The organism is Bradyrhizobium sp. HKCCYLS20291, assembly GCF_051167715.1.
Lineage (GTDB): Bacteria > Pseudomonadota > Alphaproteobacteria > Rhizobiales > Xanthobacteraceae > Bradyrhizobium.
This window is the reverse complement of record NZ_JBNPTO010000015.1, coordinates 13,925-34,935: the sequence shown is the minus strand read 5'-3', so window position 1 is coordinate 34,935 and position 21,011 is coordinate 13,925. Positions and strand designations below refer to the sequence as shown.

The window sequence follows — 21,011 nt, the reverse complement described above, 5'->3', positions numbered from 1 at the left end:
AAACCGGAGCGTCGTCGATGACGGACGTGCTGACCGATCTGCTCGACACTATGCGGCTTGGGACGTTGGTCTACGGGCGTTTCGAGCTGGCAGCGCCGTGGGGGTTCCGGCTTCCGGATAGCCGCGCCGCGCACATTGTCGTTGTCGGCCGCGGAAGCGCCCGGCTGGAAGTGGACGGACGCCGGGCACCGCTCAACCTCTCCGCGGGTGATGTTGTTTTCCTTCCCCGCGGCGGATCGCATGTTTTGCGCGATTCAAAGGGAAGCGCGCTATTGGCATTCGGCGGTGCCGAATGCCGTAGTTTGCGCGATACCCGAACGGTCAAACTGCGCCGGGATGGCGCGCAAGCGGTGCTCGTTGTGTGCGCCTTCCAGTTTCGTGCCGCTCATCGCATGTTCTCGGTGCAAAGGCTGGCGCGGTCAATTCATGTGCCCGCCACTCATGGAACGCGCCCGCCATGGCTCGCTTCCACCGTTGAGCAGTTCGTAGCTGAGAGTTCTTCGCAGGAGCCGGGAGCCACTGTGGTCATGAGCCGGTTGGCAGACGTCCTGCTGGTGCAGGCCATCCGCTTTTATATCGCCGGCAACGAGTGCGCTGCGCACGGGTTGCGTGCACTTTCGGACCGGTCGATCGGAAAGGCGCTCGCGCTAATCCACGAACGACCGGCGGATGGCTGGACTGTCGAGAAGCTCGCGGAGGCGGCCGCACTGTCCCGTTCGGGCTTTGCCGAACGCTTCCGTGCGCTTGTTGGCAATCCTCCTTTGGAATATCTCGCCCGCTGGCGCATGACCAAGGCGGCCGAAATGCTTCGCGACAGTGATCTTGTAATGATCGACATCGCGGAACGCGTCGGTTATCGAAGCGAAGCGTCGTTCAACCGGGCGTTCAAGCGTCTCGAAGGGGTGACGCCGGGGGCGTTTCGACGCAGATTTACCCGCGCTTCCTTGCCCGCATCAGATCGGCGAACCGCTTGAATAGATAATGCGAGTCGCGCGGGCCGGGCGAGGCTTCCGGGTGATACTGCACCGAGAACACCGGCTTGCCGTCGAGCTGGATGCCGCAGTTCGAGCCGTCGAACAGCGAGATGTGGGTCTGCGTGGCGCCCGACGGCAGCGTGTCCTGGTCGACCGCGAAGCCGTGGTTCATCGAGGTGATCTCGACCTTGCCGGTGGTCTCGTCCTTGACCGGATGATTGGCGCCGTGATGCCCCTGATGCATCTTCTTGGTCTTGGCACCGACGGCAAGCCCCAGCATCTGGTGGCCCAGGCAGATGCCGAAGGTCGGCGTGCCCGACGAGATCACCCGCTGAATCACCGGCACGGCGTATTTGCCGGTCGCGGCGGGGTCGCCAGGGCCGTTCGACAGGAACACGCCGTCCGGCTTCATCGCCAGGATGTCTTCGGCTGGCGTCGTCGCCGGCACCACCGTGACCTTGCAGCCGACGCCGGCGAGCAGGCGCAGGATGTTGCGCTTGATGCCATAGTCGATGGCGACGACGTTGAATTCCGGCTTGGTCTGCTGGCCAAAGCCCTCGTTCCACACCCAGGGCGTCTCGTTCCAATTGAAGCGCTGCGCCGAGGTGACCATCGGCACGAGGTCCATGCCCTCGAGGCCCGGCCACTCCCGCGCTTCCTTCTTCAGCGCGTCGAGGTCGAACTTGCCGTCCTTGGAATGGGCGATCACCCCATTCGGCATGCCCTTGGAGCGGATCAGCGCGGTCAAGGCGCGGGTGTCGATGCCCGACAGGCCGATGATGCCGCGGGCGCGCAGCCACTGGTCGAGGTGCCGGCTGGCGCGGTAGTTCGACGGGTCGGTGATCGCGGTGCGCAGGATCACCCCGCGCGCGCCCGGCGTCGCCGCCATGTTCACCGTCTCGATATCCTCGTCGTTGGTGCCGACATTGCCGATATGCGGGAAGGTGAAGGTGATGAGCTGGCCGGCATAGGACGGATCCGTCAGGATCTCCTCGTAGCCGGTCATTGCGGTGTTGAAGCAGACCTCGCCCACGGCGTGGCCTTCGGCGCCGAGGCCGTAGCCTTCCAGCACCGTTCCATCGGCGAGCACGAGGAGCGCGGTCGGTTTATGGTCCGGCCAGGCGGCGTCAGTATCGATGTGTGTCATGAGGCCCCTACATAGTGGGGCAAGCGCCCGGCGTCAAAGCGGGAAGCGGCCGATTCACACGCGATTTCGGTCAATTTGCGCGGAAACCGAGCAGGATTGGATACGAAGGGCATTTTTTTAGCCGCAATAGGCTGCTGCGTCCCAGAGAGGCAGAAGGAAGACCAGAACGATAATGATGTCTAACGGATACAGGAACCAGAGCTTGGTCTTGAGTGAGACCGGCGGCTGATCGGGGGGAGGAAACTCCCCCGCAAAGACCTCGATCGGGGTGAACTGCCGGTCCATTCCCAGCTTGTACGCAAGCAAGGCAACGAAATCGTAGACCGGGCAGAAAAGGAAACCGGTCACCAGTAAGGCAGAACCGAAAAAGGCAGTCCACGACGGGGCGGATGCGGGGGCGCAGCTCTGAGGTGCGAATCGGCTCGCCCAGAGCACCACCAGGCAGATCATCAATGCGCCGAGCGTCTTGCCGTTTGTCATGGCAGCCCTGGATACGTGGGGATTCCTCATATAAACCGGCTCCCTTCTAGCGACGCAATTCTTAACGAGGCAACCATGCTGCGCGACGACATCAACAATGCGGTCAAGGAGGCGATGAAGGCCAAGGACGAGCGCAAGCTGTCCACCCTTCGCATGGTCAACTCGACGCTGAAGAACGCCGACATCGCCGCCCGCGGCGACGGCAAGCCGCCGCTCACCGACGCCGACGTGCTCGCGGTGCTGCAGAAGATGATCAAGCAGCGCCAGGAATCCGTCGAGCTGTACGAAAAGGGCGGCCGCGCCGAGCTCGCCGCCGGCGAGCGCGAGGAGATCGCGGTGATCTCGGCCTACCTGCCGAAGCAGATGAGCGACGACGAGGTCAAGTCGGCGATTTCGGCCGCCGTGACCGAGACCGGTGCCGCCGGCATGAAGGACATGGGCAAGGTGATCGCCGTGCTGAAGGCCAAGTACACGGGCCAGATGGATTTTGCGAAGGCCAGCGCGCTGGTGAAGGCGGCGCTGTCTGGAGGATAGCGATAATGAGTGGGGATCACGCAGATCTTAAAGCCTTTCTGTCTTCCAAGAGGCTATGGTTTCACTACTGGAGATCCCCATTCGAAGTTCTGAGTGAACTGAACAGCATCCAGAAGTCGATCGATCTAAGCTTTGCAGGCTTCAGAGATGCATTTGTAACCCACCGCGAAGCCAAGCAATTACGTGAAATCTGGGTGCTCGCCAAATGCTCCGCCCTAATGGAGATTCCTCAGCTCAAATTGAGCGTGGAAGATCCCCCAGACGGTTATGTGAAGCGTGATAACCGTGTTGTTCCTGCGGAAGTGCTGGAAGTTCTAGAGCCTGGAAGGAAACGTGGCTTAGAATACGGTCCTGATGTGCCGGCGACCCGCATGGACCCAGCCAAAGATTGGATCAGGCGAGCGGACGCAATTCCCGGCGCTTTAGCCGAAGGAATCAGCCGAAAGAGAGAGAAACAATATCCGCTGGCCACAGAACTGTTCGTCTATTTGAACATTGGCGAATACGGAATTCGTCAAGAAGAGATTGAGCAGAGTATTCGGTCGGCTATCACCGGCTCCATCGAACCGCTTACTGCCATACACGTGTTTTGGAAGGGCGATGTGTTTAGCAGCGATGGCAGAACTTTTCGTAGCCGAGTTGTCCCTGAGTACCTAGGTGACGATGCTTCGATCTGGGCTTCGGTCATGGAAGAGTGGTGAACAAGAGTTCGGGGAAAACATTGCTTCAGGAAACGTCCGACTACAACCGCCTCTATCGCGACTTCCGCTGGGAGATCCCTGCGCAGTTCAACATCGCGGTCGCGACCTGCGATCGCCACGCCGACGGCTCGGGCCGCCTCGCGCTGATCGTCGTCGAGGAGGACGGTGCATCCAGGCGCGTGTCGTTCGACGAGCTGCGCGACTTTTCCTGCCGCTTCGCCAATGTGCTCAAGGCCGATGGTCTCGCGCAGGGCGACCGCGTCGCCGTGTTCCTGTCGCAGTCGCTGGAGCTGCCGATCGTCCATCTCGCGGCGTTCCGCGCCGGGCTGGTCTCGGTGCCGCTGTTTACGCTGTTCGGCGAGGACGCGCTGCAATTCCGCCTGCAGAACTCCGGCGCCAAGGTGGTCGTCACCGACACGACGGGCCTCGCCAAGCTCGCGCGCATTCGCGACCAGCTGCCGGAGCTCAAGACGATCTACGTCACCGACGGCGATGATAGCGGAGCCCGATCCTTCTGGCCGACGCTGGAGCGCGCTTCCGATCGCTTCCCGACCGTCGCCACCTTGAGCAACGATCCCGCGATCATCATCTACACCTCGGGCACGACCGGCAATCCGAAGGGCGCGCTGCATGCCCATCGCGTGCTGCTCGGCCATCTGCCCAATGTCGAGATGGTGCACGGCTTCCTGCCGAAGCCCGGCGACGTGATGTGGACCCCGGCGGACTGGGCCTGGATCGGCGGCCTGTTCGATGCGCTGTTTCCGGCCTGGTATCACGCCGTGCCGGTGATCGGCTATCGCGCGCGAAAATTCGTGCCGCAGGCGGCGATGCAGCTGATGGCGGACTATCAGGTGCGCAACGTGTTCCTGCCGCCGACCGCGCTCAAGCTGATGCGGCAGGCCAACGTCAAGCATGACGGGGTCAAGCTGCGCAGCATCCTCACCGGCGGCGAGTCGCTCGGCGCGGAGCTGCTCGACTGGGTGCGCGCCACCTTCCGCATCGATGCGCACGAGATCTACGGCCAGACCGAGTGCAATCTCGTCGTCGGCAACAATGCAAAGCTGTTTCCGATCCGGCCGGGATCGATGGGCAAGGCCACGCCGGGCTTCGAGGTGCTGATCGTCAACGACAGAGGCGAGGAGCTGCCGCGGGGGGAGCGAGGCATCATCGGCGTGCGCCAGCCCAATCCCTGCACCATGATCGAATATTGGCGCAATCCGGAGGCGACGCAGAAGAAGTTCGCACGCGACGTGCTGCTGACCGGCGATCTCGGCACCCAGGATGACGACGGCTATTTCTGGTATGCGAGCCGCGAGGACGATGTCATCACCTCGGCCGGCTATCGCATCGGCCCGGCGGAGATCGAGGATACGCTGCTCAAGCATCCAGCGGTGGCGCTTGCCGCGGTGGTCGGCGTTCCCGATCCCGTTCGCACCGAGGCGGTGAAGGCGTGGATCGTGCTGCGTCCGGGCTTCGTTGCGAATGACACGCTGTCGCGGGAGATCCAGGACTTCGTCAAGGTGAAGCTCGCCGCGCATGAATATCCGAGACACGTGGAGTTCACGGACAGCCTGCCGATGACGGCGACGGGCAAGGTGCTGCGGCGCGAGCTGCGGGCGCGGGGGTAGGGGGCGCAGCGGCTTCGAAGCTCTGCTTGATCGCTGAGACTTGCCGAAGCGAGATCGACCCGCACACTCGGTGCACCTCGCCCCGCCAGGGCGAAGCGAAGCTTCGCTAGGGCGGGGAGAGGTCGGATTGCATCGTCAGATGCAATCCGGGTGAGGGGGTACAGGTCTCTCCACGCACACTTCCCGTGCGGCTGCCCCTCACCCCAACCCTCTCCCCGTAAGAACGGGGAGAGGGAGCAGACCGTCCGCGTCGTGACACAGCGTGTCTCCCATTCTTGAGAGAGCATGACTCTTCGCACGCTGCCTACAAGTTGAAATTGAAATCCCTGCCCGCCCGCTGTTAGCATCGGCTCAAACGATAATAGTCAGGAGGGACTGCCGATGACCGCATCTGTTTCGGGACGAAACGATCCCGTGGTGCGCCGCATCACCACGGCCGACATTGCCGAGGCGTTGACGCAAGGATTGCGCGATTTCCAGGCGCAGCCGTTGTTCGGCCTTGCTTTCGGTTTGATCTATGTGCTCGGCGGTATCAGCATCGTGCTGTGCGTCACCGCCTTCGGCATGGTGTATCTCGCCTATCCCTTGGCGGCCGGCTTCGCGCTGCTCGGTCCGTTCGTTGCGATCGGTCTCTATGAAGTCAGCCGCCGCCGCGAGCTCGGTCAGCCGGTCTCGTATGGCGCGATCTGGCAGACGATCACCTCGCGCGGCGAGATCGCCTGGATGGCGTTCGTCACCGTGTTCTTTTTCGTGATCTGGATGTACCAGATCAGGCTGCTGATCGCGCTGCTGCTCGGGCTCAACGCCTCGTTCTCCAGCTTCAGGGAGTTCATGACGGTGGTGCTGACAACCAATGAGGGCCTGCTGTTTCTCGCCATCGGCAATCTCGACGGCGCCGCGCTGTCGCTGGTGCTGTTTTCCCTCACCGTGGTGTCGTTTCCGCTGCTGCTGGATCGCGAGGTCGATTTCGTCACCGCCATGATCACCAGCGTGCGCGCTGTCGTGGCGAGTCCGGGACCGATGATCGGCTGGGCCGCGGTCATCACCGTGCTGCTGATTGTCTCGGCGCTGCCGTACTTCCTCGGGCTGCTGGTCACTGTCCCCGTGCTGGGACATGCGACCTGGCACCTGTATCGCCGGATCGTCGCGCCGGTATGACGTGGCAGCAAGCCTCGACCAAGGTTCGATGGTGAACTCGCGCCTCGCGGCGTATGATCGGACCAAAATGTGGACGGCCGCAGCTTGGTCCGCGCCACGGTTCGGGGAAGGATGATGCCAGACAACATCGCATTGTTCGCGACGATCATCCTGCTGTTGCCGATGTTCTACCTGCTGCTGGCCGCGCCGGCCTTCCTGCTGGTGCGGCTCGACATCGTGCCGGTGACGCGGCTGCTGCGCGGCATGTTCAATTCCTACTTCGTCGCGCTCGCCATCGCCGGCGGCATCGGCACGCTCGCCGTCCTGGCGGATGGGCGTCCGCTGCTGGCCTTCGGCCTCGCCGCGGTGGCCGGCTTCGCGCTGCTGTCGCGCCGCTGGTTCCTCGAGCGGATGGACGCCCGCATTCGCGACCGGGATTCCGGCGATGCGACGGCGGTGCGCGGGCTGCGCTGGCTGCACTGGGGCGGCATGCTCAGCAACGCGTTGCAGGTCGGCGGCGTGCTCGCATACATCCCGCAGATCGCGGCGGTGTCTTGACCGAGCCGTCCGGCACCCTCGTGCTCTCAGCCTGTCCGCAGCCCGCGATCGTTGCCGATGATGTCGGCGATGACCGCGGTCATCACGATCGCGCCGCCAGCAAGGGCGCGCCCGCTCGGCAGTTCTGAAAACGCCAGCCAGACCCAGAACGGCATCAGCGGCGTCTCCAGGGTCGCGATCAATGTGGCGCGCCCCGAGGGCAGCAGCCTGACGCCGAGTGAAAAGCAGGTGAGACCGAGGGCGACCTGACAGAGGCCGAACATCGCGAGTGTGCCGATGTCGGTCGCCGAGACCGCCAACAGGTTGTCTGCAAACGGGACGCTGACGGCGGCCCCGATCACGTTGGCGAAGGCCGCCGCCGCGACCATCGGTGTGTCCTTGTGGCGGCGCATGGCCACCGTCATGACGGCAAAGGCCAGCATCACCAGCACGGCCAGTCCGATCGCCCGAAGGTCCGCGGCGGCCAGAGCGCCGCTGACCGTGATCGCAATGCCGGCGAAAGCGATGAGACTTGCGAGCATCGTCGCCGCTGATGGGGCCTCGCGCAACCAGAGCCAGGCGATGGCTGCCGTGATGAACGGCTGGGCGGCAATGACGATCGCGACATTCGCGGTGCTCGTCAATTGCAGCGCCGGGATGAACGCGAGCATGGCGACGGCCGAGAAGCAGGCAACGAGCGCGCCGCCCCGTCCTAGCCGCATCAGGTTTTTCGCTCCGCGCCCCCCTTGGGCAACGACGAGAAACAATGCGATGAAGGTGCCGCCGAACAGACCTCGCCAGAACAGGATCGTCCAGGAATCCAGGTGCAACAGGCGCGTGAAGAACGGCGCAGTGCTCCAGGCGATCGCAGCTACGACCACGAGCGCAATGCCGGTCCGATGCTGTGAATGAACGTCCGGCATCAAGCCCCGACGGTGAGGCGGTGACATGTTGGTGACGTCAGCGTCTCACGCAGCGCGTCCCGCTGACAAGACCGATCCGGCTGCTCGCCGCTACGGCACCCCGATTCCCATCGCCTTCAGTGCCGCGAGCATGCGCGCGGGCGGCGCCATCTTCACGGCGAGCGGCTTGCCGGTTTCGAGCAGGCTCTTGAGGCTCGACAGGATCGCCGGCCAGCCTTGGCGTCCGCCCGACAGGATGTCGTCCGACAGCGGCCGCTCATGCGCTTCGGTGATCGTCAGGCGCACGGCATCGCCGGCCTGCTCGATCTCATAGGTGACGAGCGTTCGGCCGAGCGCTGCGACGAGGCCGGGCCAGTTGACGTCCCAGGTGATGGTGAGTCGCCGTGGCGGCTCGCAGACGATCACCTCGCCGCTGATGTGCTCGGAGCCATCGGGCGCGCGCACGATGAAGGCGCCGCCGGCGCGCAGATCCGCCTCCACGGCGAAGCCGAAGAAATATTGCCGGCTGAACTCGGCCGAGGTCAGCGCCTGCCAGACCTTCTCGGGGCTGGCGGCGATGTAGATCGTGTAGACGGTCTCCGGCTTGAATGTCGTGATGTCGACCGCGCTGCCCGGGTCACTCATGGCCTTCCTCCAAACGCTTCTTCAATTCGCCGAGCGCGGTGAGCTTGGCGCGCTCGAATTTCCTGATCCAGCGCTCGCCGATCTGATGGATCGGCACCGGATTGAGGAAGTGCAGCTTCTCGCGGCCGTGCCGCCGCGTTGTGACCAGGTTGGCCGCCTCGAGAATCGCAAGATGCTTGGTCACGGCCTGCCGCGTCATCGCGAGGCCGTCGCAGAGTTCGGTCAGGGTCTGGCCGTTCCGCGCATGCAGCCGGTCGAGCAGCGCCCGCCGTGATGCGTCCGCCAGGGCCTTGAAGACCTCGTCCATGGCGGAGATTATGCAACCAAAGGTTGCGTGTCAAGCCGCCGAAGGGCTGGCAGAAGCCTCCTGGAGCCTTGCGCCTCGTCACCTGTCCAGGGCGGCGAGTCGCGCGAGTGTCGCAGAGAGGACGCTGCATCCTTCCGGAAAATACTGGCGAAGCGCGTCCTCCTGCTGGTGCGGATAGCCGAGCAGATTGTTCAGGGATCCGATCATCGCCGCAAGCAACTGGGCGGAGTTGCAGGCCGGAGACGGCCAGGCCTCGTAGATCGCTCTGACCTCAGAGCGCTCGAGACCGAACAGCGTGTGGAACTCCCATTCCGGAAAGAACGGGCCTTCGACAGCAGCGCCCAGCGCGCGATGCACGATCTCACGATCCGGGGTCGAGAGAGAAGCTATCGAAATGGTCATGGCGGGTGGTGCCGGCTCGGCGTCACATGGCGTGGAGATCTCTTTCTGGTGTATGACATGGTGTCCTCCTTCGCGAGTCTTCGTCATGTCCCTGCAAGTCTATCTCGCCTTCGTTGCCGCCTGCATCGGGCTGGCGCTGCTGCCCGGTCCCGTCGTCACGCTGTTGATCGCCAATGGGCTGCGTCATGGCACCCGGGCCGCGCTGATCAACATTGCCGGCGTACAGACCGGGCTCGCGATCGCGATCGGTGTCGTCGCCATCGGCCTGACATCGCTGATGGCGACGATGGGCTATTGGTTCGAATGGGTGCGCCTGATCGGCGCGGCCTATCTGGTGTGGCTCGGCATCCAGTTGATCCGCTCTCCGATCGAAGGGATTTCCGCCGGCGAGGCGCCGCCTCCGCCGCCGCGGGGCGGCTTCTTCCTGCAGGGCCTCCTGGTGCTGCTGTCGAACCCGAAGGTGATGGTGTTCTTCGGCGCGTTCCTGCCGCAGTTCATGGACATGAGCCGGGATCACGTGCCGCAGGTCGGTTTGCTCGGCGTCACCTTCATGGTGATCGCCGGCCTGACCGATGCGATCTACGCGCTGCTCGCCGGCCGCGCGCGAAAGCTGTTCTCCGCGAACAGGACTCGGCTCGTGTCGCGCATCTCCGGCGGCTTCATGATCGGCGGCGGCGTGTGGCTGGCGCTGACCCGGGCGCGGTGAGCAGGTGCTCGCTGCGGGCTTCGACTATTCGACGAGGCGGGGCCGCGGCCGGAATTCCAGTCCGGCGTAGACGTCACGAAGGCCGATCGCGGCGTTCAGCTTCTCCAGCCGAATGATCGCGTCGAGTCCCTTCAGCACGACATCCGTCCAGGCACCGTACGGATCACGTGAATAAAGGTGGACATTGGGGCTGTCGGTGTCGACGAACAGAATGTAGTCGAGGCAGGGGAGAGCCTGGTATTCGGCCAGCTTGACCGTCACGTCGAAGCCGCCGGTCGTCGGAGACAGCACCTCGACCAGCAGCGCCGGTCGATCGGCCACCAGGGAGTCCTCGTCAGGCTTGCCGCAATCGACGCCCAGATCCGGCATGCGACGGGTCGACGGGGATGTGACCATGTAGGTGTCGCCGGTGAAGGTCTGGCACGGGCTGCCTCTGGTCTGGGCGTGCAGGGCCGCGGTCAGGTTGACGACGATCGCGTCGTGCCGCCGGCCGGCGCCGGCCATCATGACGACCTCGCCGTCGACGAGCTCGTAACGCTCTTCCTGCGCTGTTACCCAGGAAAAGAACGCCGCCGGATCGACCTTGATGTTCATGCGAGAGCGCCTGTTTGGCCGAACTATAGGCGACCCGCTTGGCCTGTGAAAGCGTGGCTCAGGCTTGCATCCGGCTGCCGGTTTGCGCCGCCAATTGGCCTACAGGTCGATCGTTCCCCGAATCACCGGCGCGACGTCGCCGCCGACCCAGATCGTCTCGCCGTCCTGGGCGACATGCACCCGGCCGGCGCGGCCGAGCACGGTGCCCTGCGCGGCGACATATTGCTTCGGAGCAATTCCGGCACCGATCAGCCATTGCGCCAGGCTTGCATTGAGGCTGCCCGTGACCGGGTCTTCGGCGCCGCTCCAGGTGAAGGCGCGGACCTCATACTGCGCGTCGCGGCCGTCGCGCGCGGGATCCCACGGTGCGACGACGCCGACCGGCTGCTGCGACAGGGCGAGCACATTGAACTTGATGTTCAGCAGATCCTGGCGGGAGTCGATCAGCACGCCGATCCAGCCCGGCCCGTTGTCGATCCATTGCACGGCGCGCATCGTGCTCGGCTGGATGCCGAGCGCCGCGGCGATCTTGGCGGTGAGTTCGGCATCGACAGCGCCGGTTCGACGCAGAGGTGGTGCGGCGAAAGCAAGCCGGTCGCCGTCACGCTTGATGCGCACGAGACCCGCGCCGCATTCTTGCACGACGTGCTCACCTTTTGGCCGGCCGCCGAGCGCGAGCCAGGCGTGGCACGATCCCAGCGTCGGATGGCCCGCAAACGGCAGCTCGCGCTGCGGCGTGAAAATGCGCACGCGATAATCAGCGCCCGGGTCCTGGGCACGCGACAGGAACGTCGTCTCGGACAGATTCGTCCAGTTGGCGATCGCTTGCATCGTGGCATCGTCGAGGCCATCGGCCTCGGCGATCACGGCGAGCGGGTTGCCCTTGAAGGCTACCTTGGAGAACACGTCGACTTGAAGAAACGAAAGCGTCGGCATCGCGGTGTTCTCCCTGATATTGTCGTCAGTCGCGCCAGAACGGCTTGCTGGACTCTTCCTGAACCAAGGCCGGATCAAGCCCGCAGTCGCGCATCTGCTCGCGGTCGAGCATCGCCAGTTCGGAGCGCCAGAACAGCCGCTGCATCCAGAGCTGCGGGACCTGGAGCAAATTGCTCTTTCCGTGAGCAACTTGCGGAGTTGCCCAACGCTGCGCCAGGGAATATGCCATGAGTCACCTATTGGTCTTCGATTGCGTTGTTCGAAGAGCAATCGCGCAGTACATATCTCGGTGCAATCGAAACATTGCTCTCGGTGCAATATAGCATGAATGCTTCGTATACGGCCCTGGTGGACGACATTGCCGAGGACATCGCGAACGGCCGCCTGAAGGCCGGCGACCGGCTGCCGCCGCAGCGGCAGTTCGCCTATGAGCGAGGAATTGCCGCATCCACGGCTGCCCGCGTCTATGCCGAATTATTGCGCAGGGGACTCGTCGTCGGCGAGGTCGGTCGCGGCACCTTCGTTGCCGGTGAGCCGGTGCCGGTGCCGGCCTCGTTGCGGCTGGAGCCGTTCGACGGCCGGATCGATCTCGAGTTCAATTTTCCGACCCTGCCGGACCAGGCGGCGCTGATCGCGAAGTCGCTGGCCGTCTGGCAGCGGCCGGAGAAGCTGGCGCCGGTGCTGGCGCCGATCACGCAGCGGCGGCTGGTCGAGGCCGGGCGGACCGCCGCGGCGTTCTTCGCCGGTGAGCGCTGGCGCCCGCGCGCGGACAATTTCGTGTTTGCTGGCAGCGGCCGGCAGTCGCTCGCGGCGGCGATCTCGGCCCTGGTGCCGGTCGGCGGCCGGCTCGGCGTCGAGGCCGTCACCTATCCGATGATCAAGGGCATTGCGGCGCGGCTCGGCGTCACGCTGGTGCCGCTCGCGATGGACGCCGAAGGCATCCGTCCGGACGCGCTCGCCAAGGCGCATCGTGCCGGCGCGCTGAATGCGATCTATATCCAGCCGGTCATGCAGAATCCGCTCGGGCTCACGATGAGCGAGGCGCGCCGCGAGGAGATCGTGCGGCTCGTGCGCAAGCACGAGCTGATGATCATCGAGGATCTGGTCTATGGCTTCCTCAGCGACCAGGTCTCGTTGGCGACGCTGGCCGAGGAGCGCGTCGTCGTTGTCGACAGCCTCGCCAAGCGCCTCGCGCCGGGCATCGCGGTCGGCTTCCTCTATGTGCCCCCGCACCTGCGCGAGAAGTTCGCGGCGACGGTGCGCACCGGCGCGTGGTCGGTGACCTCGCTCGCCTTGGCTGCCGGAATGGGCCTGCTCGCCGACGGCACCGCCGCCGAGATCACCAGGCGCAAGCGCGCGGATGCACTGGTGCGGCAGGCGATCGTCGCCGAGTGCCTCGCCGGCTATCACATCGAAGCCGATCCGCGCTCCTACCATGTCTGGCTGCATCTGCCGGAGGGCTGGCGCGCCGAGGCCCTGACCGCTGCGGCAGCGCGCGCGGGAATCGCGATCACGCCGGCAAGCGCGTTCGCGGTCGCGCACGGCCACTCGCCGAACGCCGTGCGGCTGGCGCTGGGCCTGCCGAGCCATGACGATCTGCGCACGGCGCTATGGCGGCTCGCCGGCCTGCTGTCGCATCACGACGCCTCCGACATGACGGAGTAGGAGCTACGCCAGTCCCTTGCCGCGCAGCTCCGTTTCGATCTCGCCGAGGATGCGGATCAGCCGCTCGGCCCAGAGCTTTTGCCCCTCCGGTTCGGCGATCTCGTTCTGTCGGATCTCGATACCCGATGTAATCAGCCCGCGGCCTTCGCCATGCACCGGGATGGTGTAGTCGGTGTTGTCGCCGACGGCATAAGGCTGGTTGTCGCCGACGACGAGGTCGGGCTCGGCGCGCAGCGCCTTCAACAACAGCGGCGGCAGCACGCGGTCGTGCTGATACAGCGTGCCGATGTGCCAGGGCCTCGCAATGCCAGCATAGACCGGCGTGAAGCTGTGCAGCGAGACCAGGATCGTCGGACGTCCCGCTTGCTTGCGCGCGTCGAGCACGGCGGTGATGCGGTCATGATAGGGATCGAAGATCGCGCGGCGCCGCAGCTCAGCATCCTCGTGCGTCAGTCCCTCATTGCCGGGAATGGTGGTGCGCTCGCTGATCATCGGGATCGAGTTCGGCGCCTTCGGCGAGCGGTTGCAGTCGATCACCAGCCGTGAATAGCGCTGCGCCACCAGATGCGCATCGAGCGCGCGCGACACCTGCTCGGCGACGCCGGCGATGCCGATGTCCCAGGCGATGTGCCGCTGCAGTTCGCTCTCGTCGAGGCCGAGGTCGCCGAGCGCGCGCGGCAGCAGGCGGCCGTAGTGATCGCAGGTCAGGAACAGCGCGGATGTGCCGTCGACGTTCTGCTCGTAGACGGGCGGAACTTCGTCGGCTTGAAGGAGTCGTGCTGTATCGGTCACGTCGGGAAGCTTCATGATCAATCGGCTGCTCATTCAGGCGGCATGACGAACTGCAATTGAGCAGAGGTGAATCTGGATTGCATGGCCGAAAACCGCGATGATGATTCGATGACGATGCCGATCCTGAGGCGCGATCACAAGGCCTGATATCGCCGGGGCCGGCCGCTTCTGTGGGAAGCGCCGCATGGCCACCGCAACGCGCACGCGCGCAAGAGGGGACTGATGGAGATCAAGGTCGGGTTCGAGATCGCCTATGCCGCGCCTGCGGCGACGCCGATGGTGATCATGCTGTCGATCCATCCCTCGCGCCGCAAGGACATCATCGGCACGGAGATGATCTTAGCGGAGCCGGCGGTGCCGATCAGCTTCTATCACGACAGCTTCGGCAACATCTGCGGCCGCCTGGTGGCGCCGAGCGGCGGCGTGACCTTTCACGGCAGCGCCATCGTGCGCGACAGCGGATTGCCCGATGCCGTCGCGCCGGAGGCGCAGCAGCTGCCGATCGACCAGCTGCCGGACGATCTGCTGCTCTATCTGATGCCGAGCCGCTATTGCGAGACCGACAAGCTCACCGACGTCGCCTGGTCGCTGTTCGGTCAGGTGCCGGCGGGATGGGCGCGGGTGCAGGCGATCTGCGACTTCGTGCACAAGCATGTCAGCTTCGGCTACGAGCACGCCCATCACATGAAGTCGGCGCACGACGTCTACCAGGCGCGCACCGGCGTCTGCCGCGACTTCGCGCATCTGGCGCTGACCCTGTGCCGCTGCATGGGCATCCCGGCGCGCTATTGCACCGGCTACATGGGCGACATCGGGATTCCGCCGGAGCCGTATCCGATGGATTTTTCAGGCTGGTTTCAGGTCTATCTGTCGGGCCAGTGGTACACGTTCGACGCCCGCCACAACGTGCCGCGCATCGGCCGTATCGTCATGGCAACCGGGCGCGACGCGGCCGACGTCGCACTGTCGACCTCGTTCGGGCGGATGACGCTGACGAAATTCCACATCGTCAGCGAGGAGATCGTGGCGGCGCGCGGCGTGGCGTGAGGCTGGCCTTGCCCGGCCTGCGCGGTTATGCAGGGCGATGACCTCCGACACGCCCCCCGATCTCCTGTTCGTCTACGGCACCCTGATGCGCGGCTTCGACCACCCGATGGCGCGGCTGCTGTCGGCCAATGCCGATTTCGTCAGTGAAGCCAGCTGCCGCGGCCGGCTCTATCGCATCCAGCATTATCCCGGCCTCGTGTTGTCGGCCGATACTGCCGACATCGTTCATGGCGAGCTGTTCCGGCTGCGCCAGCCCGAGCCGATGCTGCGCGAGTTCGACATGTACGAGGCCTGCGGCGAAGGTTTTGCGCAGCCGACCGAATATCTGCGCGAGCGGTTGAGCGTTACGCTCGCCGATGGCTCGGCCCAGGAAGCCTGGACCTATGTCTACAACTGGCCGGTTGACGAGGCCGCCCGCATTGTCTCGGGACGGTTTTTGGCGCCTTGAGCCCCGCTCTCCTCCCGTCATTCCGGGCTCGCCCTGCGGGCGCCCCGGAATGACGCGCGGAGAGGGCAGGGGCTGTGAATAGCCCGGACAAGGCCGAGGAAGTTCACATTTCGTACCCGGCTGCCTATATGCGTAAGTCCACCAGCACAGGACACTCGCCCCGCTTATGGCCCGCTTCACGCCGGAATTCCTCGATGAGCTGCGCGCCCGGCTTCCGGTCTCGGATGTCGTCGGCAAGCGCGTGAAGCTCAAGAAGGCCGGGCGGGAGTGGAAGGGGCTGTCGCCGTTCCAGCAGGAAAAGACGCCGTCCTTCTACGTCAACGACCAGAAGGGTTTTTATCACGACTTCTCCTCCGGCAAGCACGGCAACATCTTCGACTTCGTGATGGAGACCGAGGGCTGCAGCTTCCCGGAAGCCGTGGAGCGGCTGGCAGGGGTCGCCGGCCTGGCGCTGCCGGCGGTGACGCCGGATGCGGCGCGGCAGGAGCGGCAGCGCAAGACGCTGTATGACGTGATGGAGCTGGCGGCGAAGTTCTTCGCCGACACCTTGGCCTCCAGGCATGGCGCCCGCGCCCGCGGCTATCTCGCCGATCGCGCGATCCTGCCGCAGACGCAAGTTCAGTTCCGGCTCGGCTATGCGCCGCCGGAGCGGTTCGGCTTGAAGGAATATCTCGGCGCCCAGGGCGTGCCGGTGAACGACATGGTCGAGGCCGGGCTGCTGATCGGCGGCGACGACATTCCGGTCCCCTATGATCGGTTCAAAGACCGCGTGATGTTTCCGATCACCGACGTCAGGGGCCGCGTGATCGCCTTCGGCGGCCGCGCGATGCAGAAGGATGTGCCGGCGAAATATCTCAACTCGCCGGAGACGCCGCTCTTCCACAAGGGCGACAATCTCTACAACCTGCCCAACGCCCGCCAGGCCGCGCACAATGGCGCGCCGATGATCGTGGTAGAGGGCTATGTCGACGTCATCGCGCTGGTCGCGGCGGGCTTTGCCGGCGCGGTGGCGCCGCTCGGCACTGCGCTGACCGAGAGCCAGCTGTCGCTGATCTGGAAGATGGTCGACGAGCCGATCCTGTGCTTCGACGGCGACCGCGCCGGGCAGAAGGCGGCTCATCGGGCTGCGGACATTGCCTTGCCGCTGCTCAAGCCGGGCAAGAGCCTGCGCTTCGCGCTGCTGCCCGAGGGCCAGGACCCGGACGATCTCGTCCGCTCCGGTGGCCGCGGCGCGGTCGAGGAGGTGCTGAAAATTGCAAAGCCGCTCGCCGAGGTGATCTGGTCGCGCGAGATCGAGGGCGGCAGCTTCAACACCCCGGAGCGGCGCGCCGCGCTGGAGGCGCGGATCGGCCAGCTCACCGGCGGCATCGCCGACGAAGTGGTACGCCGCTACTACAAGCAGGACCTCAGCAACCGGCTGTACCAGGCCTTCGCCCCCGACGGCGGCCGGGGCTTCGGCCGCGGCTACGGTGCCGAATCAGGACGCCGGTTCGGCGCCCGCAGTCCCGGATCCGGACAGCCGGGACGGTTATCCACAGGGGGCGGCCGCCGCGGCGGTCCGCCGTCCACAGGCCCGGCGATGGCCCGCGGCCCCTACATGGCGGCGAGCCCGCAGCTTGCCATGAGCCCGATCATGCGCGGCCAGCGCTCGGCGATCTCGCGCCGCGAGGCGCTGATCCTGCAGTGCCTGATCAACCACCCCTGGCTGCTCCACGACCACCTCGAGGAGGTCGCAGCGCTCGAGCTCGCCCACCCCGAGGCGCACAAGCTCAGGGCCGCCATCATCGCCGCCTTCGCCCACGATCACCACCATTCGCCGGATCCGGACGAGCAGGCCGAGAAGATGCGAGCCGACCTGGAGAAATCAGGCTTTTCCGAGCTTCTTCAACGGGTTGAGCGGGCGATCACGACCGCGGCGGTATGGGCGACGAAGTCAGGCGCGGCGCGCGATGACGTTCTTGCGACCTGGCATCAGCTCGTTGCCTTGCATCGGCAATGGCACTCCTTACTTAGGGAATTGAAGGATGCCGAGCTCGCGTTGGGCGAGGACCCGAGCGAGCCGAACATGGGCTGGTTGAGGGACGTGAAGGCCAGGATGGCCGAGATGGATGGCACCGAGGCGCTGATCGAAGGCTTCGGGGAACTGTCCGGACGTACCAACCGTAACGTGTGAAATGAGGGCCCGGCGCCCTGTCTCTGGGTGAGCACATTTCGGTCCGGTCCGCCCGCGCGCGCCCCGGTCCACGCGAAAAGACTCGCCAAATCCATGGTTTGGCTGCAAAAACAGGGTTAATCGAAGTTTAAGAGGTCCGGGGCATTTTCTGCAGCAGATGGGTTGGTTTCGCTGTCGGACACCACGCCGGTTTTCAGGCGCCGGATTCGATTGCAAAACCGGTATCGCTTTTGCAAGAAACGCGCGCCGGTCCAAAACGGGACGACACCAGCGACAGACTTCATGGGGTGGCGACGTTAAATGTGCGCCGCCCTTTCCGCGTCGAGAACAGTTTGAGTAGAGCAGGCGGGCGCCGCGATGCCAAGGGCTATCATGCCACAGGCGAAGCGGGCGCGTTTCGGGAGCAATGAATGGCCACGAAGGCAAAGACGCTGCAGGTGAAGGACAAGGAAAAGGACGACAAGGCGGCCGACGCTCCCGAAAAGGACGCCGCCGACGCGCCTTCGCCGTTGCTCGACCTGTCGGACGCCGCCGTCAAGAAGATGATCAAGCAGGCCAAGAAGCGCGGCTTCGTGACCTTTGATCAGCTCAACGAAGTGCTGCCTTCCGACACCACCTCGCCGGAACAGATCGAAGACATCATGTCGATGCTATCAGACATGGGCATCAACGTGACCGAGGCCGAGGAGGCCGACGACTCCGAGGAGAAGGACGACGGCGAGGACGAGACCGACAACGAGCTCGTCGAGATCACGCAGAAGGCCGTCACCGAGGTCAAGAAGTCGGAGCCCGGCGAGCGCACCGACGATCCCGTGCGCATGTATCTGCGCGAGATGGGCACCGTCGAGCTGCTGTCGCGCGAGGGCGAAATCGCCATCGCCAAGCGCATCGAGGCTGGCCGCGAGGCGATGATCGCAGGCCTCTGCGAGAGCCCGCTGACCTTCCAGGCCATCATCATCTGGCGCGACGAGCTCAACGAAGGCAAGATCTTCCTTCGCGACATCATCGATCTCGAAGCCACCTATGCCGGCCCGGAAGCGAAGGGCGGCATGAACCCGCAGATCGCGGGGCCGGTGAACGGCGAGGGCGCTCCGGCCGAGGGCGGCGAGATCCAGGCGGCGGTCGCGCCGCCGGCAGCGCCGCAGCAGCCGACGCCGTTCCGTGCCGCGCCGAACGGCGCGCCGGCCGAGGAGAAGGATCCCGGCGAGGCGGCGGCCGAAGCCGACATGGACGACGACGAGTTCGAGAACCAGATGTCGCTCGCCGCCATCGAGGCCGAGCTCAAGCCGAAGGTGGTCGAGACCTTCGACAAGATCGCGTCCGAGTACAAGAAGCTGCGCCGCCTGCAGGAGCAGGATATCGCCAACCAGTTGCAGAGCGAGTCGCTGTCGCCCTCGCAGGAGCGCAAGTACAAGAAGCTCAAGGACGAGATCATCGTCGAGGTGAAGTCGCTGCGCCTCAACCAGGCCCGTATCGACTCGCTGGTCGAGCAGCTCTACGATATCAACAAGAAGCTGGTCTCGTTCGAGAGCCGGCTGATGCGGCTTGCCGACTCCCACGGCGTCGCGCGCGAGGACTTCCTGCGCAACTACCAGGGCTCGGAGCTCGATCCGCGCTGGCTGAATCGCGTCTCCAAGCTCTCCGCCAAGGGTTGGAAGAACTTCGTCCACTACGAGAAGGACCGCATCAAGGATCTGCGCCAGGAGGTGCAGGCGATGGCAGCCCTCACCGGTCTCGAGATCGGCGAGTTCCGCAAGATCGTGCACTCGGTGCAGAAGGGCGAGCGCGAAGCCCGTCAGGCCAAGAAGGAGATGGTGGAAGCCAACCTCCGTCTCGTGATCTCGATCGCCAAGAAGTACACCAACCGCGGCCTGCAGTTCCTCGACCTGATCCAGGAAGGCAACATCGGCCTGATGAAGGCGGTCGACAAGTTCGAGTACCGCCGCGGCTACAAGTTCTCGACCTACGCCACCTGGTGGATCCGGCAGGCGATCACCCGCTCGATCGCCGACCAGGCCCGCACCATCCGCATCCCCGTGCACATGATCGAGACGATCAACAAGATCGTCCGCACCTCGCGCCAGATGCTGAACGAGATCGGCCGCGAGCCGACCCCTGAGGAGCTCGCCGAGAAGCTCGGCATGCCCCTGGAGAAGGTGCGCAAGGTCCTCAAGATCGCCAAGGAGCCGCTGTCGCTCGAAACCCCCGTCGGCGACGAGGAGGATTCACACCTCGGCGACTTCATCGAGGACAAGAACGCCATCCTGCCGATCGACGCCGCCATCCAGTCGAACCTGCGTGAAACCACCACCCGCGTGCTCGCCTCGCTCACTCCCCGCGAAGAGCGCGTGCTGCGCATGCGCTTCGGCATCGGCATGAACACCGATCATACGCTGGAAGAGGTGGGCCAGCAGTTCTCGGTGACCAGAGAGCGTATTCGTCAGATCGAAGCCAAGGCGCTAAGGAAGTTGAAGCATCCGAGCCGGTCGCGGAAGCTGCGGTCGTTCCTCGACAACTAGTCGCATGAACTGTCATTGCCGGGCTTGACCCGGCAATCCATCAGACCACGACGGCGGACCGAAAGGTTCGCCGTTTTTGTTTGAGGCCAATGAAAGCCGTCCGCCCGCAAATCAGGTTCGCCCATGTCGTCAAATCTCTTCGCAGTCATGCGGCTGCTCGACGAACTCCGTCTCCATTTTTTCATCGAGCGAACACGTCCGGATTCCATTCGGCTGTCCGTCACCTTGGTCGGCGAGCGACTGGAAATCGAGGTGTTCGAGGATGACCACATCGAATTCAGCCGCTTCCGCGGCGACGAGAGCGTGGAAAGTGGCTATGAGGAGTTGCTGCGGCTTCTGCGGTCTCAAACGGACGAGTAATCAAGACGCGCAGCGCCGCATGCCCATCCGATACTTGTGCAGCAATTCCGTGATCATCATCGACAACACGTTCTGGATGGTTCTTCGGATCTATCAACAGTCGGCGTCATAAGTAGGGTGGGCAAAGGCGTCGTGCGGTGGACCGGCTTGCGCTGTTCTTGCGTGCGCCGTGCCCACCGGCCGCACGTCGCCAAGCCAATGGTGGGCACGCGCCGCCTTCGTCGCTTTGCCCACCCTACGAACTAAGCGAGTCGCTTGACACTGTTAGATGCAGCGCCCTCGCCCCTTGTGGGAGAGGGCATCTCAGGCCCATCCACGCACGCGCTCGGGTGAGGGGTCTCTCTCCGCGAGCGACATTCGTGGAGGCATACCCCTCA

Annotated in this window: 22 protein-coding genes; 13 read left to right on the top strand and 9 right to left on the bottom strand. The window is 64.7% G+C overall.

All coding sequences use genetic code 11. The features are described 5' to 3' along the window. The first annotated feature begins 17 nt into the window (after positions 1 to 17). Positions 18 to 974, top strand: coding sequence for an AraC family transcriptional regulator (locus ACQR07_RS27325; protein ID WP_434905211.1), 957 nt, complete (start codon positions 18 to 20; stop codon positions 972 to 974). Here ACQR07_RS27325 and carA read toward each other — a convergent pair. Together carA and ACQR07_RS27315 are read right to left on the bottom strand one after the other, a co-directional pair. Beyond that, complete coding sequence (carA, locus tag ACQR07_RS27320) at positions 931 to 2,121, bottom strand: glutamine-hydrolyzing carbamoyl-phosphate synthase small subunit (protein ID WP_434905210.1); 1,191 nt, start codon at positions 2,119 to 2,121, stop codon at positions 931 to 933. The two genes, ACQR07_RS27325 and carA, sit on opposite strands and share 44 nt — an antisense overlap. A gap of 117 nt (positions 2,122 to 2,238) precedes the next feature. Further along, positions 2,239 to 2,601 (bottom strand): hypothetical protein, encoded by a 363-nt coding sequence (locus ACQR07_RS27315; RefSeq protein ID WP_434905209.1) that lies wholly within the window; start codon positions 2,599 to 2,601, stop codon positions 2,239 to 2,241. 75 nt (positions 2,602 to 2,676) lie between these two features. Here ACQR07_RS27315 and ACQR07_RS27310 point away from each other — a divergent pair, with 75 nt between their 5' ends. From ACQR07_RS27310 to ACQR07_RS27290, 5 genes are all read left to right on the top strand, one after another. Continuing rightward, a complete protein-coding gene (locus tag ACQR07_RS27310; protein ID WP_434905208.1) occupies positions 2,677 to 3,135 on the top strand; it encodes a GatB/YqeY domain-containing protein in 459 nt (152 codons plus the stop codon). 5 nt (positions 3,136 to 3,140) lie between these two features. After that, positions 3,141 to 3,836, top strand: coding sequence for a hypothetical protein (locus ACQR07_RS27305; protein ID WP_434905207.1), 696 nt, complete (start codon positions 3,141 to 3,143; stop codon positions 3,834 to 3,836). 20 nt (positions 3,837 to 3,856) lie between these two features. Next, a complete protein-coding gene (locus ACQR07_RS27300; protein WP_434905334.1) occupies positions 3,857 to 5,464 on the top strand; it encodes an acyl-CoA synthetase in 1,608 nt (535 codons plus the stop codon). A gap of 381 nt (positions 5,465 to 5,845) precedes the next feature. Then, positions 5,846 to 6,622 carry a DUF2189 domain-containing protein gene (locus tag ACQR07_RS27295; RefSeq protein ID WP_434905206.1) on the top strand — a complete coding sequence of 259 codons (777 nt, stop codon included), beginning with the start codon at positions 5,846 to 5,848 and terminating at the stop codon, positions 6,620 to 6,622. Positions 6,623 to 6,736: 114 nt separating this feature from the next. After that, on the top strand, positions 6,737 to 7,159 hold the full coding sequence (locus ACQR07_RS27290; protein ID WP_434905205.1) for a hypothetical protein: 423 nt from the start codon (positions 6,737 to 6,739) through the stop codon (positions 7,157 to 7,159). Positions 7,160 to 7,185: 26 nt separating this feature from the next. On the opposite strand, the gene ACQR07_RS27285 is transcribed toward ACQR07_RS27290, so the two are convergent. The 4 genes from ACQR07_RS27285 to ACQR07_RS27270 form a co-directional block, all read right to left on the bottom strand. Continuing rightward, complete coding sequence (locus tag ACQR07_RS27285; protein WP_434905204.1) at positions 7,186 to 8,061, bottom strand: DMT family transporter; 876 nt, start codon at positions 8,059 to 8,061, stop codon at positions 7,186 to 7,188. A 90-nt stretch (positions 8,062 to 8,151) separates the two neighbouring features. Continuing rightward, on the bottom strand, positions 8,152 to 8,685 hold the full coding sequence (locus ACQR07_RS27280) for an SRPBCC family protein (RefSeq protein WP_434905203.1): 534 nt from the start codon (positions 8,683 to 8,685) through the stop codon (positions 8,152 to 8,154). Then, positions 8,678 to 8,992, bottom strand: coding sequence for an ArsR/SmtB family transcription factor (locus ACQR07_RS27275; protein WP_434905202.1), 315 nt, complete (start codon positions 8,990 to 8,992; stop codon positions 8,678 to 8,680). Before ACQR07_RS27275 ends, ACQR07_RS27280 begins: the two co-directional genes overlap by 8 nt. 78 nt (positions 8,993 to 9,070) lie before the next feature. Next, positions 9,071 to 9,394, bottom strand: a complete 324-nt coding sequence (locus ACQR07_RS27270; RefSeq protein WP_434905201.1) for a hypothetical protein — start codon at positions 9,392 to 9,394, stop codon at positions 9,071 to 9,073. 85 nt (positions 9,395 to 9,479) lie between these two features. Between ACQR07_RS27270 and ACQR07_RS27265 the strand changes: the two genes are divergently transcribed. Further along, positions 9,480 to 10,100 carry a LysE family translocator gene (locus ACQR07_RS27265; protein WP_434905200.1) on the top strand — a complete coding sequence of 207 codons (621 nt, stop codon included), beginning with the start codon at positions 9,480 to 9,482 and terminating at the stop codon, positions 10,098 to 10,100. Positions 10,101 to 10,124: 24 nt separating this feature from the next. Here ACQR07_RS27265 and ACQR07_RS27260 read toward each other — a convergent pair whose 3' ends face one another. Together ACQR07_RS27260 and ACQR07_RS27255 are read right to left on the bottom strand one after the other, a co-directional pair. Beyond that, entirely contained in the window at positions 10,125 to 10,694 is a 570-nt protein-coding gene (locus ACQR07_RS27260) for a Uma2 family endonuclease (RefSeq protein WP_434905199.1), read from the bottom strand. 99 nt (positions 10,695 to 10,793) lie between these two features. Then, positions 10,794 to 11,630 (bottom strand): PhzF family phenazine biosynthesis protein, encoded by an 837-nt coding sequence (locus ACQR07_RS27255; RefSeq protein WP_434905198.1) that lies wholly within the window; start codon positions 11,628 to 11,630, stop codon positions 10,794 to 10,796. Between the two features lie 255 nt (positions 11,631 to 11,885). Here ACQR07_RS27255 and ACQR07_RS27250 point away from each other — a divergent pair, with 255 nt between their 5' ends. Beyond that, on the top strand, positions 11,886 to 13,295 hold the full coding sequence (locus tag ACQR07_RS27250; RefSeq protein ID WP_434905197.1) for a PLP-dependent aminotransferase family protein: 1,410 nt from the start codon (positions 11,886 to 11,888) through the stop codon (positions 13,293 to 13,295). 3 nt (positions 13,296 to 13,298) lie between these two features. Here the strand turns inward: ACQR07_RS27250 and ACQR07_RS27245 are convergent, their stop codons facing one another. Next, the gene (locus ACQR07_RS27245) at positions 13,299 to 14,102 is read right to left on the bottom strand and encodes an N-formylglutamate amidohydrolase (protein ID WP_434905196.1); all 804 of its coding nucleotides are present in this window, start codon (positions 14,100 to 14,102) and stop codon (positions 13,299 to 13,301) included. A gap of 207 nt (positions 14,103 to 14,309) precedes the next feature. Here ACQR07_RS27245 and ACQR07_RS27240 point away from each other — a divergent pair, with 207 nt between their 5' ends. From ACQR07_RS27240 to ACQR07_RS27220, 5 genes are all read left to right on the top strand, one after another. Beyond that, on the top strand, positions 14,310 to 15,134 hold the full coding sequence (locus ACQR07_RS27240) for a transglutaminase-like domain-containing protein (RefSeq protein ID WP_434905195.1): 825 nt from the start codon (positions 14,310 to 14,312) through the stop codon (positions 15,132 to 15,134). Between the two features lie 37 nt (positions 15,135 to 15,171). Next, positions 15,172 to 15,582: a gamma-glutamylcyclotransferase family protein gene (locus ACQR07_RS27235; protein WP_434905194.1), complete on the top strand. Its 411-nt coding sequence runs from the start codon at positions 15,172 to 15,174 to the stop codon at positions 15,580 to 15,582. A 166-nt stretch (positions 15,583 to 15,748) separates the two neighbouring features. Continuing rightward, positions 15,749 to 17,755: a DNA primase gene (gene dnaG / locus ACQR07_RS27230; protein WP_434905193.1), complete on the top strand. Its 2,007-nt coding sequence runs from the start codon at positions 15,749 to 15,751 to the stop codon at positions 17,753 to 17,755. 410 nt (positions 17,756 to 18,165) lie between these two features. Next, the gene (gene rpoD / locus ACQR07_RS27225) at positions 18,166 to 20,274 is read left to right on the top strand and encodes an RNA polymerase sigma factor RpoD (protein WP_434905192.1); all 2,109 of its coding nucleotides are present in this window, start codon (positions 18,166 to 18,168) and stop codon (positions 20,272 to 20,274) included. 147 nt (positions 20,275 to 20,421) lie between these two features. Next, positions 20,422 to 20,634, top strand: coding sequence for a hypothetical protein (locus ACQR07_RS27220; RefSeq protein WP_434905191.1), 213 nt, complete (start codon positions 20,422 to 20,424; stop codon positions 20,632 to 20,634). Positions 20,635 to 21,011 lie beyond the last annotated feature (377 nt).